Annotated in this window: 18 protein-coding genes; 9 read left to right on the forward strand and 9 right to left on the reverse strand. The window is 69.7% G+C overall.

What is annotated here, in order from left to right; genetic code table 11:
- Nucleotides 1–28 precede the first annotated feature (28 nt).
- From HFP15_RS31950 to HFP15_RS31970, 5 genes are read left to right on the forward strand one after another with little or no spacing between them, the layout of a single operon-like run.
- Nucleotides 29–793 (forward strand): TetR/AcrR family transcriptional regulator, encoded by a 765-nt coding sequence (locus tag HFP15_RS31950; protein WP_168520554.1) that lies wholly within the window; start codon nt 29–31, stop codon nt 791–793.
- Entirely contained in the window at nt 783–1,100 is a 318-nt protein-coding gene (locus HFP15_RS31955) for a DUF4873 domain-containing protein (RefSeq protein WP_168520514.1), read from the forward strand. Before HFP15_RS31950 ends, HFP15_RS31955 begins: the two co-directional genes overlap by 11 nt.
- A gap of 45 nt (nt 1,101–1,145) precedes the next feature.
- Nucleotides 1,146–1,628: a DUF6247 family protein gene (locus HFP15_RS31960; RefSeq protein ID WP_168520515.1), complete on the forward strand. Its 483-nt coding sequence runs from the start codon at nt 1,146–1,148 to the stop codon at nt 1,626–1,628.
- Entirely contained in the window at nt 1,625–1,978 is a 354-nt protein-coding gene (locus HFP15_RS43085) for a hypothetical protein (RefSeq protein WP_168520516.1), read from the forward strand. The genes HFP15_RS31960 and HFP15_RS43085 overlap by 4 nt, the downstream gene beginning before the upstream one ends.
- A gap of 37 nt (nt 1,979–2,015) precedes the next feature.
- Entirely contained in the window at nt 2,016–2,675 is a 660-nt protein-coding gene (locus HFP15_RS31970; RefSeq protein ID WP_168520517.1) for a tyrosine-protein phosphatase, read from the forward strand.
- Between the two features lie 51 nt (nt 2,676–2,726).
- On the opposite strand, the gene HFP15_RS31975 is transcribed toward HFP15_RS31970, so the two are convergent.
- Complete coding sequence (locus HFP15_RS31975; RefSeq protein WP_168520518.1) at nt 2,727–2,954, reverse strand: DUF3107 domain-containing protein; 228 nt, start codon at nt 2,952–2,954, stop codon at nt 2,727–2,729.
- Between the two features lie 45 nt (nt 2,955–2,999).
- Entirely contained in the window at nt 3,000–3,647 is a 648-nt protein-coding gene (locus HFP15_RS31980) for a ferritin-like fold-containing protein (protein ID WP_168520519.1), read from the reverse strand.
- A gap of 362 nt (nt 3,648–4,009) precedes the next feature.
- Here HFP15_RS31980 and HFP15_RS31985 point away from each other — a divergent pair, with 362 nt between their 5' ends.
- From HFP15_RS31985 to HFP15_RS31995, 3 genes are read left to right on the forward strand one after another with little or no spacing between them, the layout of a single operon-like run.
- Nucleotides 4,010–5,614, forward strand: coding sequence for a DEAD/DEAH box helicase (locus HFP15_RS31985; RefSeq protein ID WP_168520520.1), 1,605 nt, complete (start codon nt 4,010–4,012; stop codon nt 5,612–5,614).
- A gap of 32 nt (nt 5,615–5,646) precedes the next feature.
- Complete coding sequence (locus HFP15_RS31990; RefSeq protein WP_312871860.1) at nt 5,647–7,047, forward strand: Rv3212 family protein; 1,401 nt, start codon at nt 5,647–5,649, stop codon at nt 7,045–7,047.
- A complete protein-coding gene (locus HFP15_RS31995) occupies nt 7,044–7,880 on the forward strand; it encodes an alpha/beta fold hydrolase (RefSeq protein ID WP_168520521.1) in 837 nt (278 codons plus the stop codon). Before HFP15_RS31990 ends, HFP15_RS31995 begins: the two co-directional genes overlap by 4 nt.
- Here HFP15_RS31995 and HFP15_RS32000 read toward each other — a convergent pair.
- From HFP15_RS32000 to HFP15_RS32025, 6 genes are read right to left on the reverse strand one after another with little or no spacing between them, the layout of a single operon-like run.
- Entirely contained in the window at nt 7,877–8,197 is a 321-nt protein-coding gene (locus HFP15_RS32000) for a hypothetical protein (RefSeq protein WP_168520522.1), read from the reverse strand. The genes HFP15_RS31995 and HFP15_RS32000 overlap by 4 nt on opposite strands.
- A gap of 14 nt (nt 8,198–8,211) precedes the next feature.
- On the reverse strand, nt 8,212–9,069 hold the full coding sequence (locus HFP15_RS32005) for a RecB family exonuclease (RefSeq protein ID WP_312871861.1): 858 nt from the start codon (nt 9,067–9,069) through the stop codon (nt 8,212–8,214).
- A gap of 16 nt (nt 9,070–9,085) precedes the next feature.
- Nucleotides 9,086–9,715 carry a MarC family protein gene (locus HFP15_RS32010; protein ID WP_168520524.1) on the reverse strand — a complete coding sequence of 210 codons (630 nt, stop codon included), beginning with the start codon at nt 9,713–9,715 and terminating at the stop codon, nt 9,086–9,088.
- A gap of 4 nt (nt 9,716–9,719) precedes the next feature.
- Nucleotides 9,720–10,580, reverse strand: a complete 861-nt coding sequence (locus tag HFP15_RS32015; protein WP_446680260.1) for a PHP domain-containing protein — start codon at nt 10,578–10,580, stop codon at nt 9,720–9,722.
- Nucleotides 10,581–10,612: 32 nt separating this feature from the next.
- Nucleotides 10,613–11,173, reverse strand: coding sequence for a PH domain-containing protein (locus tag HFP15_RS32020; RefSeq protein WP_168520526.1), 561 nt, complete (start codon nt 11,171–11,173; stop codon nt 10,613–10,615).
- A gap of 18 nt (nt 11,174–11,191) precedes the next feature.
- Nucleotides 11,192–11,386 carry a hypothetical protein gene (locus tag HFP15_RS32025; protein ID WP_210718143.1) on the reverse strand — a complete coding sequence of 65 codons (195 nt, stop codon included), beginning with the start codon at nt 11,384–11,386 and terminating at the stop codon, nt 11,192–11,194.
- 152 nt (nt 11,387–11,538) lie between these two features.
- Between HFP15_RS32025 and HFP15_RS32030 the strand changes: the two genes are divergently transcribed.
- Complete coding sequence (locus tag HFP15_RS32030) at nt 11,539–11,940, forward strand: NUDIX hydrolase (protein WP_168520527.1); 402 nt, start codon at nt 11,539–11,541, stop codon at nt 11,938–11,940.
- Between the two features lie 435 nt (nt 11,941–12,375).
- Here the strand turns inward: HFP15_RS32030 and HFP15_RS32035 are convergent, their stop codons facing one another.
- Nucleotides 12,376–13,983, reverse strand: coding sequence for an acyl--CoA ligase family protein (locus HFP15_RS32035; RefSeq protein ID WP_168520528.1), 1,608 nt, complete (start codon nt 13,981–13,983; stop codon nt 12,376–12,378).
- Between the last annotated feature and the right edge of the window lie 5 nt (nt 13,984–13,988).

Below are 13,988 nucleotides of genomic sequence, written 5' to 3' on the forward strand. Positions count from 1 at the left end.
ACTCAAGGTAACAGTTACCTCTGGTAGCATCTCGCTCGTGGCGGATCGTGTCAAGCGCAGCGGTAAGGCCAAGCCAGGCGAGGCGTCGACCGGCGACGCGCGACGGGACCGGTGGCGCAAGCACCGGGTGGAACGGCGCGCGGAGTTCGTCGAGGCCGCACTCCGGGCGTTGGACGAACACGGGCCCGAGCTGGCGATGGAGGACGTCGCGGTCGCGGCCGGAGTCACCAAACCCGTGCTGTACCGGCATTTCGAGGACAAGGCGGATCTCTACGTCGCGCTCGGCCAGCGCGGCACCGAGATCCTCTTCTCGAAGCTCGTCCCGGCGATCAACGCCGAACTGGCGCCGGTCCCCCGCATCCGGATGGCACTGGACTCGTTCTTCACCGTCATCGAGGAACACCCGAACCTGTACCGGCTGCTCGCGCGCGGCACGTTCACCGAGAAACCGGCCGACTCCGACTTCGTCGCCGAGGACAAGGAACTCATCGCGACCGCGTTGACCGCGTTGCTCGGCGACTACATGCGGATGCTCGGCATGGATTCCGGCGCGGCCGAACCGTGGGCGTACGGGATCGTCGGCATGGTCCAGAACACCGGTGAATGGTGGCTGGAGCGCCGGTCGATGGGCCGGGACTCGGTCGTGGAGTACCTGACCCAGATCATCTGGGCCGCGATCGACGGGCTGACCAGGCAGCAGGGGGTCGTCATCGACCCGAACCTGCCGCTGGAGGAGAACAAGGTCATCAAGCTACGAGCGGCCGAGGCCGAGGAGGACAGCGATGCCGGCTGACGACGAAGACGGCTACAACGGGCCCGCGACACTGGTCGTGGAGGGCACCGAGTTCGAGGTCGAGGTGGACCTGCGGGGCCATTTCCAGCCGATCGACGGCTATTACCGCTGGTACGGCCGCATCGCCGAGCACGCGGAACTGGACAAGCTGCTCGAGGGCCGCAAGAGGCCCGCCGAGATCCGCACCCCGCAAGGCTCCGCGAAGGGCGAACTGTCCGACCGCGACCCGTGGGGCCGATACCGGATCCTGGGCACCAGCACCCCACCGTTCACGGTCCCCACAACCCTGCCCGAACTGACGGCCTGAGGTTATCTGCTTGCGACGGGCCCAGTTTCGAACTAATTTGAAACTATGACTCTCGCCGAGGTCAACCTGTCCGATCTACTCAACCGGCCGAAGGAAACACTCAAGAAGCTCCAGCTCTCGCCCGGTCAGGCGTTACGCGTGCATCGTCGCGCCGCCGATGAAGAGGATCTTTTGCTGACGTTGAGCAGTCGAGCGGAGCAGGCACGGCAGGCTTCTTCGGCCGCGGCGGGCATCCTCGCCGTACTGGTGGGGTACAACGACGAGACCCGGTCGGCGGCCATGCGGGTGGTCCCGAAGGTGTTTCCCTGGGCGCGTTTCCTGCCGCCCGAGGACTTGACGGCATTCGTCACGGAACTGGTGGAGACCTTGGAGGCGGCGGACTCGCTGGAGAATCCGGCACCGGTCACCAGGGTGCTCGACGCGTGGCACCACACCGCCGAGATTCACGCCGACCCCGCGCTGCGTGAAACCCTGACGCAAGAGGGTGAGGACCTGGGGCCGGTGTCCGAACCGGCTGCGGCGCAGTGAGCCCCAAACGCGGAGATCCGGTCGCACCGCCGCCGACCGCGAACGAATGGGCGATCCGGTACGCCACCACGGCAGCGATCGCCGGCTGGAAGGAACTGGAGGCGACCGCTTCAGGCAACCTGCGCCGAGCGTGGGAAGCGATGCGGAACAACCCGGCGCCTGGCAGCCCGACGGGGCGGCATCATCAGCTGAAGGGGAGTCTTGCCACCGGCACGCATCGAGGCCGCGTGTTGCCACGGTGGCAGATCGAGGTGACCGGCGGGGCTCGCATCTGGTACCTCGTGGACGAGGACCACCGCACGGTGTGGGTGCAGCACGCGGCTGTCGGCCACCCGAAACAGACCGAATAGTTGACCCTCCCCCAGGAACAACCGCCAAGATCGGCGCATGAACGGCTTCTACAACACCCGCGACCTGGGTGGCCTGCCGACGCTGAACGGCGGCCGCACCAGATACGGCGCCTACATCCGCTCCGCCGACCCGCGGTTCGTCACCGCGGCGGGCTGGCGCGCAAGTGGGGTCAGCACCATCGTCGACCTGCGCAACGACGACGAGAGAGGCCCGGGCACCGGCATCCCCACGGTGCACGTGCCCCTGGACGACGTCGCCGACCGGCGGTTCTGGCAGGACATCGGCGACCTCATCTGCTGCCCGCTCTACTACCCGGCGTTCCTCGCGCACAAGGCCGAACGCTGCGCCGCCGCCATCACGGCACTCGCCAGGGCCGAACCGGCTGCGCTGTTCCACTGCCGGGCAGGCCGCGACCGGACCGGCCTGGTCGCGATCCTCCTGCTGGGCCTCGCCGGAGCGACCCCGCAGGCCATCGCCGAGGACTACCTGCGGTCCACGGCCGCGGTGAAACCCCTGTTCGAGAAGCTGGGCGAGCCCGACCAAGGACCGCTGGTCGAGCGGATCCTGGCCCGGGAGAACACCACCGCGCGAGCCGCCGTCGAAGCGGTCGTGGCCGGGCTGGACGCACAGGACTACCTGCTCGCGGCCGGTGTCGACGCGGCCCACCTGGAGACCATCCGCACCCGCCTCACATGAAAAACGGGAGCCCCACCATCCGGTGAAGCTCCCGCGTGCGATCTTGCCTGGTCAGCCGACGGCGAAACCGACCTTGCGCACGTCGGACGGCGCGATCTCGACGTAGGCGATGCGGTCGGAAGGGATCACGAACTTGCGTCCCTTGTCGTCGGTGAGGCGGAGCAGGCCTTCCCCGGCCTTCAGCGCGTCGGCGACCAGCGCTTCGACCTCCTCGGCCGACTGGCCACTGGACACCACCAGCTCACGGGGGGTGTCCTTGATGCCGATCTTGACCTCCACGTGTGACCTCCGCCTAGTTCTGCGTCACGGTATCTGCGGACAAGGCTAACCGAGTCCGAGCTTCTGCATCCGTTTGGTGTGCCCCTGCTGCAACCGCCGGAACAGCGCCGCGATTCCCGAGAGATCCCCCGAACCGGACACGATCAGCTCCGTCAGCCCGTCCCGCTCCGCGGCCACGTACTGGGCCTGCGTCAGCGCCTCTCCCAGCAGCCGCCGGCCCCACAGCGCCAGCCGGTCCCGCGCCTTCGGATCCGCCTCGATACCGGCGGCGACTTCGCGCTCCGCGAACGCCGAATGGCCGGTGTCGGCGAGCACGGTCAGCACGAGGTCCTTCGTCTCCTCGTCCAGCCAGCTGCCCACCTCACGGTAGAGATCCGCCGCGAGCCCGTCCCCCACGTACGCCTTGACCAGGGACTCCAGCCACGACTTCGGCGCCGTCGAGGCGTGCCACGCGTCGATGTGCCCGACGAACGGCCGCATCGCGTCCTCGACCGCGACCCCGTGGTCGGCGAGGTACCGCGACAGCTGGGTGTAGTGCCCGATCTCGGCCGCCGCCATCGCCGCGAGCGCCGCACGGCCCGCGAGTGTGGGTGCGGTCCGTGCGTCCTCCGCCATCCGGTCGAACGCGGACAGCTCGCCGTAGGCGATGACGCCGAGCAGGTCAACCACGCCTTCACTGATCTCTCGTGTCACGCTACGAATGTAGCCGCGTCTTCGTCGAGGGCGGTGGCGGGCGCGGCGCCGGCCCTGTCCGCGAGCGGCAACGAGACCGATCCCACGTGGACACGCGCCCCCGAAACACCGAGGCCAGGGGGTCAGCCGGTACACTCGATGCTGTATACCCGCAAACTTCCGCCCCGAGCTGGGCGGCGGATATCGAACCGCACCTCGTGGTTTGAGAACAACACAGTGTGCGTGCACGCCTTTTGAGCGGCATTCCCGCGATCGAAATCCCGCGGTCGAGTGCCAGAACCGGCCGGGCAGTGCGCGCTGGTACGAGAGAGGCGATCACACTGACCGCAAGCAATTCCGACAACCGAACAGAAACCAACCCGGTGGCCCTGGAGCACAGCGAGAGCGGCGTCCCGGACACCGACCCTTCGCACCCGCTACAGGCCGAGGCCGTCGTCGAGCCGGAAAACCCGACGTTCGCCGAGTTCGGCGTGCACGAGGAGATCGTACGGGCCCTGCGCGAGGCCGGTATCGAGCGCACCTTCGCGATCCAGGCGCTGACCCTGCCGCTCGCGCTCAGCGGTGACGACGTCATCGGCCAGGCCCGCACCGGCATGGGCAAGACGCTCGGCTTCGGCGTCCCCGTGCTGCAGCGCATCACCACGCCGGGCGACGGGACGCCGCAGGCGCTGGTCGTGGTGCCCACCCGTGAGCTGTGCCTGCAGGTCGCGCACGACCTCACCGACGCGGGCAAGCACCTGGGCATCCGCACGCTGGCGATCTACGGCGGCCGCCCCTACGAGCAGCAGATCGACGCGCTGCGCAAGGGCGTCGACCTGGTCATCGGCACCCCCGGCCGCCTGCTGGACCTGGCCGAACAGCGGCACCTGGTGCTGGGCAAGGTCCGCGCGCTGGTGCTCGACGAGGCCGACGAGATGCTCGACCTCGGCTTCCTTCCCGACATCGAGCGCATTCTGGGCATGGTGCCCGACGAGCGCCAGACGATGCTGTTCTCGGCGACCATGCCGGGCCCGATCATCACGCTGGCCCGCACGTTCCTCAACCGGCCGACGCACATCCGCGCCGAGGAGAACGACGCCGGCGCGGTGCACGAGCGCACCACCCAGTTCGTCTACCGCGCGCACTCGCTGGACAAGCCCGAGCTGGTCGCCCGCGTGCTGCAGGCCAAGGACCGCGGCCTGACGATGGTCTTCACGCGCACCAAGCGCACCGCGCAGAAGGTGGCCGACGACCTCGCCGAGCGCGGGTTCGCCGCCGCCGCGGTGCACGGTGACCTCGGTCAGGGTGCCCGTGAGCAGGCGCTGCGCGCGTTCCGCTCCGGCAAGATCGACGTGCTGGTCGCCACCGACGTCGCGGCGCGCGGCATCGACGTCGACGACGTCACGCACGTGGTGAACTACCAAACGCCGGAGGACGAGAAGACCTACGTGCACCGCATCGGCCGCACCGGCCGCGCGGGCAAGACGGGCGTCGCGATCACCCTCGTCGACTGGGACGAGGAGGCGCGCTGGAAGCTGATCTCCGACACGCTCGGCCTCGACATCCCGGAGCCGGTGGAGACGTACTCGACGTCCAAGCACCTGTTCTCCGACCTCGGCATCCCCGAGGACGCGACCGGCCGCCTGCCGCTGAGCAAGCGCACGCGGGCCGGACTGGCCGCCGAACCGGAGGAGAAGATGGGCGGCCGCAAGCGCCGCACGTCGGATGCACCGGCGCGCGCCCGCAAGCGCCGCCGCACCCGTGGTGGCGCGGCAGCGGCGGAGGCGGTCGAGAATGCCGACGCCACGGCGAAGACCAAGGAGGGCGGCGACGAGGAGCGTCCGCGCCGGCGTCGTACGCGCGGCGGTGACACCACCGCGCCGTCGGCGGGCGACGGCGGAGACGCCGCCGAGCGCCCCACCCGGCGCAGGCGCCGCCGGCGGGTGAACTCCGCCAACACATCTGATACACCGGCTTCGGCAGACTGAGCACCACCAGCGCCGAAGAACCGGGAGTAGGAGTGACCGAGCCCGCCGAGGGACCGTCGCGCAACAGTGCCGAGGGGTCGGTACGAGGACGTCATCGCAGGCCCGACGACGACTCCGAGGCCACCCAGATCATCGGCGTCGAGGACGTGCTGGCCGGTGGCGTTCCGGCGTCGTCGGGGCCGCCCCGGCACACCGCGGTTCGCGAGGAGCGCCGGTCGCCGTGGAATCGACGGCAGGACCGGGTGATCGCCGCACTGATCGCGGTCGTCGCGGTGGCGGCCGGTGTGGTGGTCTGGGCGGGCAGCGAGAGCCGCGCGACGGTGTCCGACACCGCGGCGCCCGGCCCGGCGCTGCCTTCCGCACCGAACGCGGTGCCGGCGACGCTGACCGAACTGTGGTCGGCCCCCAACGGTGCGGAACCGGTGCCGGTCGCCGACGGCGTGACCACGGTGACGGCGTCCGGCGGCGAACTACTCGGCCGCGACCCGCTCACCGGCCAGGTCCGCTGGCGCTACTCCCGTGATCTCCAGCTGTGCACGGTCGGCACCGCGTGGTCGCGTGCCGTGGCCCTGTTCCGCAAGGACGGGGTCGACGGGCTGAGCGGCTGCAGCGAGGTCATCGCGCTGGACGCCGACACCGGGCACCGGATGGCGCAGCGCACGGGCAGCGCGGAACTGGGCACACGCCTGGTCACCGACAGCGCGTACGTGACCGCGTTCGGGCCCACACTGATCGACACCTGGCGCGACGATCTGGTGGAGACCGTCGAGTACGGCCAGGTTCCCGCGCTGGTCAACCCGGACAAGCAGCCGCGCGTCGGCTGCACCTACGGCTCGGTGGCCGCGGCGTCGAGCAAGGTCGCGGTCGTCGAGCGCTGCCCAGGCGATCCGGGCGACCGCATCACCGTTTACCGCGCGGTGCCGAAGGATTCCGACCAGCCGCAGGTCTCGTTCAGCCAGATTCTGCCCGGCTACAAGGCACGCATGGTCGCCATGTCGGGTGACCACGTGGCGGTCGCGATGCCCGACCAGAAACTGCTCGTGCTCTACGGCCCCGAGGGCGACCAGATCGCCGCCTACCCGCTGGACCTGCCCGCGAGCGACCTCGCCGCGGACCCGGCCGGTGGCGCGCCGGTCACCAGCAGCACCGCGGCCAATGTGTACTGGTTCACCGGCTCCAAGATGATGGCGCTGTCCAGAGACGACCTCACTCCGAAGTGGACACTCAGCTCCGCGCTCGGGCCCGGCGTCCTGTTCGACAACCAGCTCGTGGTGCCGATCCAGGGCGGGCTGGCGGTGCTCAACGAGCAGAACGGCGCCACGATCCGCACGATCGGCGTGGACCGGCACGGTTACACCGGGCCGGTGCGTCTGTCCACGATCGGGCCGGTGCTGCTGGAGCAGCGGGGCGACACCGTGACGGCGCTGAAGTGACCGCCCAGCTGCACCCGCACCGGGCCGAACGGGTCGAGCTGCCGGGACCGTACGGACCGATCGCCGCGTTGCGCACCGCCGGGGACACGACGATCCTGCTGGTGCCTGGTTATACCGGGTCCAAAGAGGACTTCGCCCCGCTGCTCGACGGGTTCGCCGACGCCGGTTTCCGTGCCGTGGCCATCGATCTGCCGGGACAGTACGAATCGCCGGGGCCCGCGGACGAACAGGCGTACCTGCCGGCCGCGCTGGGCAAGGTCGTCGCGACGGTGGCCGAGTTCCTCGGCGGCGGCGTGATCCTGCTCGGGCATTCCTACGGCGGTCTGGTGGCGCGCGGCGCCGTGCTGGCCGGTGCACCGGTCGCGGGTCTGACCCTGATGGACAGCGGCCCCGCCGAACTGCCCGAGGGGCCGCGCAGGGAGGCGCTCAAGCAGGGCGAACCCTTGCTGCGCAAGGACGGCATCGAGGCCGCGTACAGCGTGCGGGAGGCGATGAACGAACGCTTCCCGTCGTGGGCACAGGTCCCGGCGGAGCTGAAAGCCTTCTACCGCCGCCGTTTCGTCTCGTCGAGTCCCCACGCGCTGCTGGGCATGGCGGACGGCCTGCGGAACGAGCCGGACCTGGTGGACTCCCTCGCCGAGACGCTGGCGGTCAGGACCCTGCCTTCGCTCGTGGTCACCGGAGAAGGCGACGACGCGTGGAGCGTGGAATCCCAGCGCGACATGGCCGACCGCCTCGGCGCGCGCTTCGAGACCGTCCCCGGCGCCGCCCACTCCCCGAACACCGAGAACCCGGCCGGGCTACTGGACGTGCTGATCTCCGCCTGGCGCTAGTCCCACCAGAACAGCCACAGCGCCACGACGACGGCGACGCACACCACGACCCCGGCGGCCGCGGCGACCTTCCCCCGCTTCGTGTCGGCCACGCGTTGCGCGCCCAGCGCCAGGACGGCGGCGATGGGATGTCCGATCAGCGAGGCCAGGCCCGGCCCAGGCACCTGCCGGAAGGCGCAGACCAGCGCGGCTCCCAGCACGACGACCGCGAGCAGCGTCAGCCCCGCCGCCAGTGATCCGGTGAACCCGCGCCACAGGCGGCCGCCCCGCGATGGCTCGGCGGGGAGTTCGAGCTTGTCCGTCTCCGCTTCCGTCAAATCCGATCCCGATGTCACGGCGCCAGCAACTCCCAGGATTTGGCCGCCGGAGCGGCCTGCTGCCCTTCCGGACAGCTCGGGCGGAAATCGCACCACGCGCAGCGCGGGCCTACCTGCGCCGGGAAAAGCTCCCGCGCGTCACCGCCGTCGGCAAGACTATCCGTCGCGGCGCGCAGGTCCTCGGCCGTCTCCTCCGCGCGGGCGAGATGGCGGCGCAGGCTCGCGTCGGTGTGCTCGGCCGCGGCGATCGTGCCCGTGGGCAGGTGGTGCAGTTCGACGCGGTTGCACGGGCGTCGCAGGGTGCGCGCGGACGCGACGGCGTACATGGCAAGCGCTTGCGAGGCACGGGCTTCGTACTCGTCGGGTGCGCGACGTCCGGTCTTGTAGTCGACGACCACCAGCTCGCCGTCCCGCTCGTCGATCCGGTCGGCGCGCCCCTCGATGATCATGGACGCGGGTTTGCCCGGTTCCGGGTTGACCGGCGCCGACACCCAGCGCTCCAGCCCGACCGGGGTGTCCGAAACGTCGTTGTGCTCCACGTACTCCATGACCCACGCCTTGGCGCGCTCGCGGTAGGCCGCGGCCTGCGCCGCGTCGGCGAACCCGCCGTCCTGCCACTGTTCCGACAGCAACGCGGCGGCACGCACCGGAGTGCGGCGCTCCGGCGGAAGCTCGAACAACGCGCGCAACGCGTTGTGCACGACGGCACCCAGCGTGCTGTGTGCCCACGGCCCGGTGCGCGTCGGCGTCGGCCGGTCGAGATAGCTCATCCGGTACCGGCGCGGGCAGTCCGCGAACGTGGCCAGCCGGGCGGGACTGACCTTTGTCAGGCGCTTGGGCGCGACCGCGAACTCGAACCCCAGTTGTTCCACCACGCCCCCACCGTACTCAGCCGCCTGCGATGAACCCGCGCACGGAGTTGGCAACGAGTTCGACGGCGATCGCGGCCAGCAGCAGACCCGCGATCTTGGCGAGCAGCGTGATACCGCTTTCCCTGATCAGGCGGATGACCACGCCCGAGTAGCGCATGCACAGGTAGATGACCAGGTGCACGACGATGATCGCGACCGCGAGCGCGACGTAGGCGCCCAGCTGCCCGGCCGCCTCGCGCACGAACACGATCGTCGCGGCGATCGCACCGGGACCGGCGAGCAGGGGCGTGCCGAGCGGTACGAGCGCGACGTTGACGTCCTCGACCACTTCGGGCTCACTGCTGCCGCCGCGGCCGGTGAGCAGGTCGAGCGCGATCAGCAGCAGAAGCAGACCGCCCGCCCCTTGCAGTGCGGGAATGCCGATGCCGAGGTAAGCGAGGATGGCCTGCCCCGCGACCGCGAACAGCGAGATGACCAGCAGCGAGACCAGCGTGGCCTGACGCGCGGCGCGGGCCCGCGCCGCGAGCGGTTTGCGGCCGACGAGACTGAGGAAAACCGGCACGGTGCCCGGCGGATCCATGATCACGACGAGCGTGATCGTGGCCTCCAGGAAGACGGTCGTGTCGAAGTAGCCGGCGAGGGCCAAGGCGTCAGCCCACCGCGACCTGTGCGCCGGAGGCCTTCGCCATCAGCGCCTCGAGCTGTTCCGGGTCGGTGTTCTCGGCGCCGATCGGGATGGTCTTGTTGGTGCCGTGGTAGTCGCTGGACCCGGTCTGGATGAGGTTCAGCTCGCGGGCCAGCCCCCGCAGTTCCTCGCGGGTTTCCTCATCGTGGTTGGGGTGATCGACCTCGACGCCGGTGAGACCGCGCTCGGCGAGTGCGGCGATCGTGTCGGCGGAGACGATGCGGCCGCGGCTGCGCGCGAACGGATGCGCGAACACGGTGACGCCCCCGGCCGCGGCGATCATGTCGATCGCGTCCTCGACGGGCGTGTCCTGGCGGGGAATGTAGTAGCCGCGACCGTTGCCGAGGTACTCGGCGAACGCCTGGTCGACGGAGGCGACGAGGCCGGCGCGGACCAGCGCCTGCGCGAGGTGCGGGCGGCCTGCCGGGGAGTCGGCGGGCAGCAGGCCCATGATCTCGTCGGGGTCGACGGGCAGTCCGTCCTCGGACATGCGCTTGGCCATCGCGCGCAGGCGGGTGCGGCGTTCGATGCGCAGTCGCTGCTGTTCGGTGACGATCGCCGGGGAGGTCGGGTCGAACAGGTAGGCCAGCAGGTGCACGCTGATGCCGTAACCGCCGTCGTGGTCGCTCACACAGGACAGTTCGGCGCCGGGCACGAGCGTCAGGCCCGGGGGCAGGGCGTCGGTGGCCTCGGCCCAGCCTGCCGTGGTGTCGTGATCGGTGAGCGCGACGACGTCGAGGCCCGCGCGGGCCGCGGCTCGCACGAGCTCCGCCGGGGTGTCGGTGCCGTCGGACACCGTGGAATGGGTGTGCAGATCGATGCGCATCAGACCCATTCTGTCTTACGCGGTTTTGACGGCTATCCGACCATCTTCTTGCCGCGGGCCAGCCGCTGGGCCTTGATCATGGAGAAGCGCTCGCTCTGCTTCTGCTTGTCGCCGAAGACGAGCTCGGAGATCGTGTCGTAGAACTCTTCGGGGCGCGGGAGGTAGTCGATGCGGTTGAGGGCCTGGATCTGCCCCGCGGATTCGACGATCACCGTGCCGTAGCCGAGCATGCGGCCCCACGCCGTGCGTTCGTAGGTGAGGTCGGTGACCTTGCTGATCGGCATCATGGCGACCTTGGTGGTGAACACCCCGCTGGTGAGCACGAACCGCTTGTCGGTGACGACGAGGCGCTCGACCCACCACTCCATGACCTTGAACGCGAAGACGAGCACCACCAGCAGGGCGGCGTACCAGAGAATGTTCTGGACGACGTACAACGACGGCGGCAGCAGGTAGGACACCATCACGCAGATCGCGAGGAGCGCGATCGCCTCGAAGGTGTCCCACGCCAGCACCGCCCAGTGCCTGCGGACCCGAACGACTCGCCGCTCGGTGTCGAGCAGGTACTCGTCGGGATCGCGGGGGGCGAACATTGGCCAGGCCTTTCGCCGCTATTTGCTGAACACGTTGCTTACGAAGGTGATCACCGCTTCGGCCGAACTCCGCAGGAAGCTGAGGATGTTGCCGACCAGGTTCGCCGCGTTACCCGGCTGGGCGATCACGAAGAACAAGACCAACGCGATCGCCACCAGCCCGGCAATTTTCTTCGCGTTCACTACGATCAATCCCGTCTCTTGCTCCGGCATCGGTCTAGCAAGCTCACCAGTAACGTTGTACCGCACTGAGCCAGGGTGCGGGAGGAAAGTCCCGCGCTTGGGTCAGTGTCCGTTCTGGATCGTACCGCATGACTACTCTCCGTGTACATATCGTGTGGCCGGTCCTGGGTTAATGTCGGCACATGCGGTCGCGAGAGCACAACCCGGTTCGATGTGTGGGCGCGATCACGCACGACGAGCGCGGCAGGCTCCTGGTGATCCAGCGGGGGCACGATCCCGGCCGCGGCCTGTGGTCGCTGCCCGGCGGGCGGGTGGAACCGGGTGAAACGGACACACAGGCAGTGATCCGCGAGATGCGCGAGGAAACCGGCCTGGACGTCCGGCCGATTCGCCTGGCCGGAATGGTCGTGCGGGGCAGGTACGAGATCTACGACTTCGTGTGCGAGGTCGCCGGCGGCACCCTCCGGGCGGGCGACGATGCGGCGGACGCGCGCTGGGTGGACGCCGAGGCGTTCGACACACTGGCCCTGACCGACGGCCTGGCGGAGACGCTCCGTGACTGGAACAGCCTCCCCCGCTGCTAACCCACCCCCGCCGCGAGTCGAGCGTTCCCGGCGCCCGAGTCCAGCGTTCCGAGCGCCCGAGTCGAGACTTCCCGGCGCGCGAGCCGGACCTTCCCGGTGCCCGAGTCGGGCCTTCCGGGTGCGCGAGTCCAGGCCTCCCCGCGCGCGAGTCCAGACTTCCCGGCGCGCGAGTCGAGCGTTCCCGATGCGCGAGCCGGGCATTCCGAGTGCGCGAGTTCAGACTTTCCCGTGTCCAAGGCCAGGCCCCCGACGCGTGAGTCGGGGGAGCCCCGACGCGCGCAGGCAAGCTTGGACTCGCGCCCGGCTCGGGCAGGAAGGCCGAACGCAGGGAAACCTGAACTCGTGCACGGAGAAAGCCCGACTCGGGCGCCGGGAACGCTCAACTCGCGGCTGGGAATGCTCAACTCGCGACTGGGCGTTCTGGGCGGACCTCCGCTACTGGATCCGGCTTTCGTGGCCTTGCCAGTCTCGTTCGCGTAGCTGGAACTTCTGGATCTTGCCCGTCGACGTCTTCGGCAGCTCGGTCACGAACTCCACCGTCTCCGGGACCTTGTACCGCGCGATCTGGCTCCGCACGTGGTCCAGCAGGGCCGCCTCCTCCAAGCTCTCCCCCGGCCGCAGCACGACGTACGCCTTCGGCCGCTCGCCCCACTTCTCGTTCGGGACGCCGACCACCGCGACCTCCAGGACCGCGGGGTGCGAGTCGATGGCGGCCTCCACCTCGATCGTCGAGATGTTCTCGCCGCCCGAGACGATGATGTCCTTCGCGCGGTCTCGCAACTGAATGTAACCGTCGGGATGCCACACGCCCAGATCGCCGGAGTGGAACCAGCCGCCCCGAAACGCCTTCTCGGTGGCCTCCGCGTCGTTGAAATACCCGGCCATCACGTTGTTGCCGCGCATGACGACCTCGCCCATGGTGACCCCGTCGCGCGGCACGTCACGCATCTCGTCGTCCACGACCCGCACACCGTCGGTGACGATCATGCCCACACCTTGCCTCGACATGACCTTGCTGCGCTCACCGATGTCCAGTTTCAGCCAGCCCTCCTGCGGCTCGCACACCGTGTACGGGCCGTACGTCTCCGTCAGCCCGTACACGTGCGTCAGCCGCGCACCCAGCTCCGACATCCGCCGGATCACCGTCGGCGACGGGGGCGCACCCGCCGTCGTCACCACGACCTCGTGCGGCAGCGGGTGGGCGCCTTCGTGCGAGGCGATCGTGACGAGCACCGTGGGCGCGCCGTTGAGGTGCGTCACGCCTTCGGTGTCCAGCAGCCGCCAGATCTCCGCCGCGTCCACCGCACGCAGACACACATGCGTACCGCCGATCGCGGTCACCGCCCAGGTCGTGCACCAGCCGTTGCAGTGGAACATCGGCAGCGTCCACAGGTACCGCGACTCCGGCGTGTGCCGCGAATGGATGATCTCCGCGAGCGAGTTCAAATACGCGCCCCGGTGGTGGTACATCACGCCTTTCGGCCTGCCCGTCGTGCCGGACGTGTAGTTGATCGAGATCGTGCCGCGCTCGTCGTCCACGGTCCACGGCAGCGGGCGGTCGTCGCCCCGCGCCAGCAGGTCCTCGTAGGAGATCCCGCCGACCGACGGCTCCGGTGTCGCGCCCGAGGCGGGATCGGTCACCGTCACGATCTCGGCCAGGTCCAGGCCCTGCGGCACGGACGCGTGCAGCGCGGCGTCCACGACGAGCACCCGCGCGCCGGAGTGCTCGATGATGTACTTGATCTCCGCGGGCGCCAGCCGGGTGTTGATCGCGACCAGCACCGCACCCGCGAGCGGCACCGCGAAGTGCGCGACGAGCATCTCCGGGATGTTCGGCAGCAGGTAGGCGACCCGGTCCCCCTGCTGGACACCGCACGCCCGCAGTGCGTGCGCGACCCGGGTCGCCTCCGCGGCGAACTCGCGATACGTCACGCGGCGCGAGCCGTAGACGATCGCCTCTTTGTCGGGAAAGACCTCCGCGGACCGTTCCAGGAAGGCGAGCGGGGTCAGCGGCGTGAACCAGGTGTCATCTGTGACGGCCATGGCCA

This window comes from Amycolatopsis acididurans (assembly GCF_012328925.1).
Lineage (GTDB): Bacteria > Actinomycetota > Actinomycetes > Mycobacteriales > Pseudonocardiaceae > Amycolatopsis_E > Amycolatopsis_E acididurans.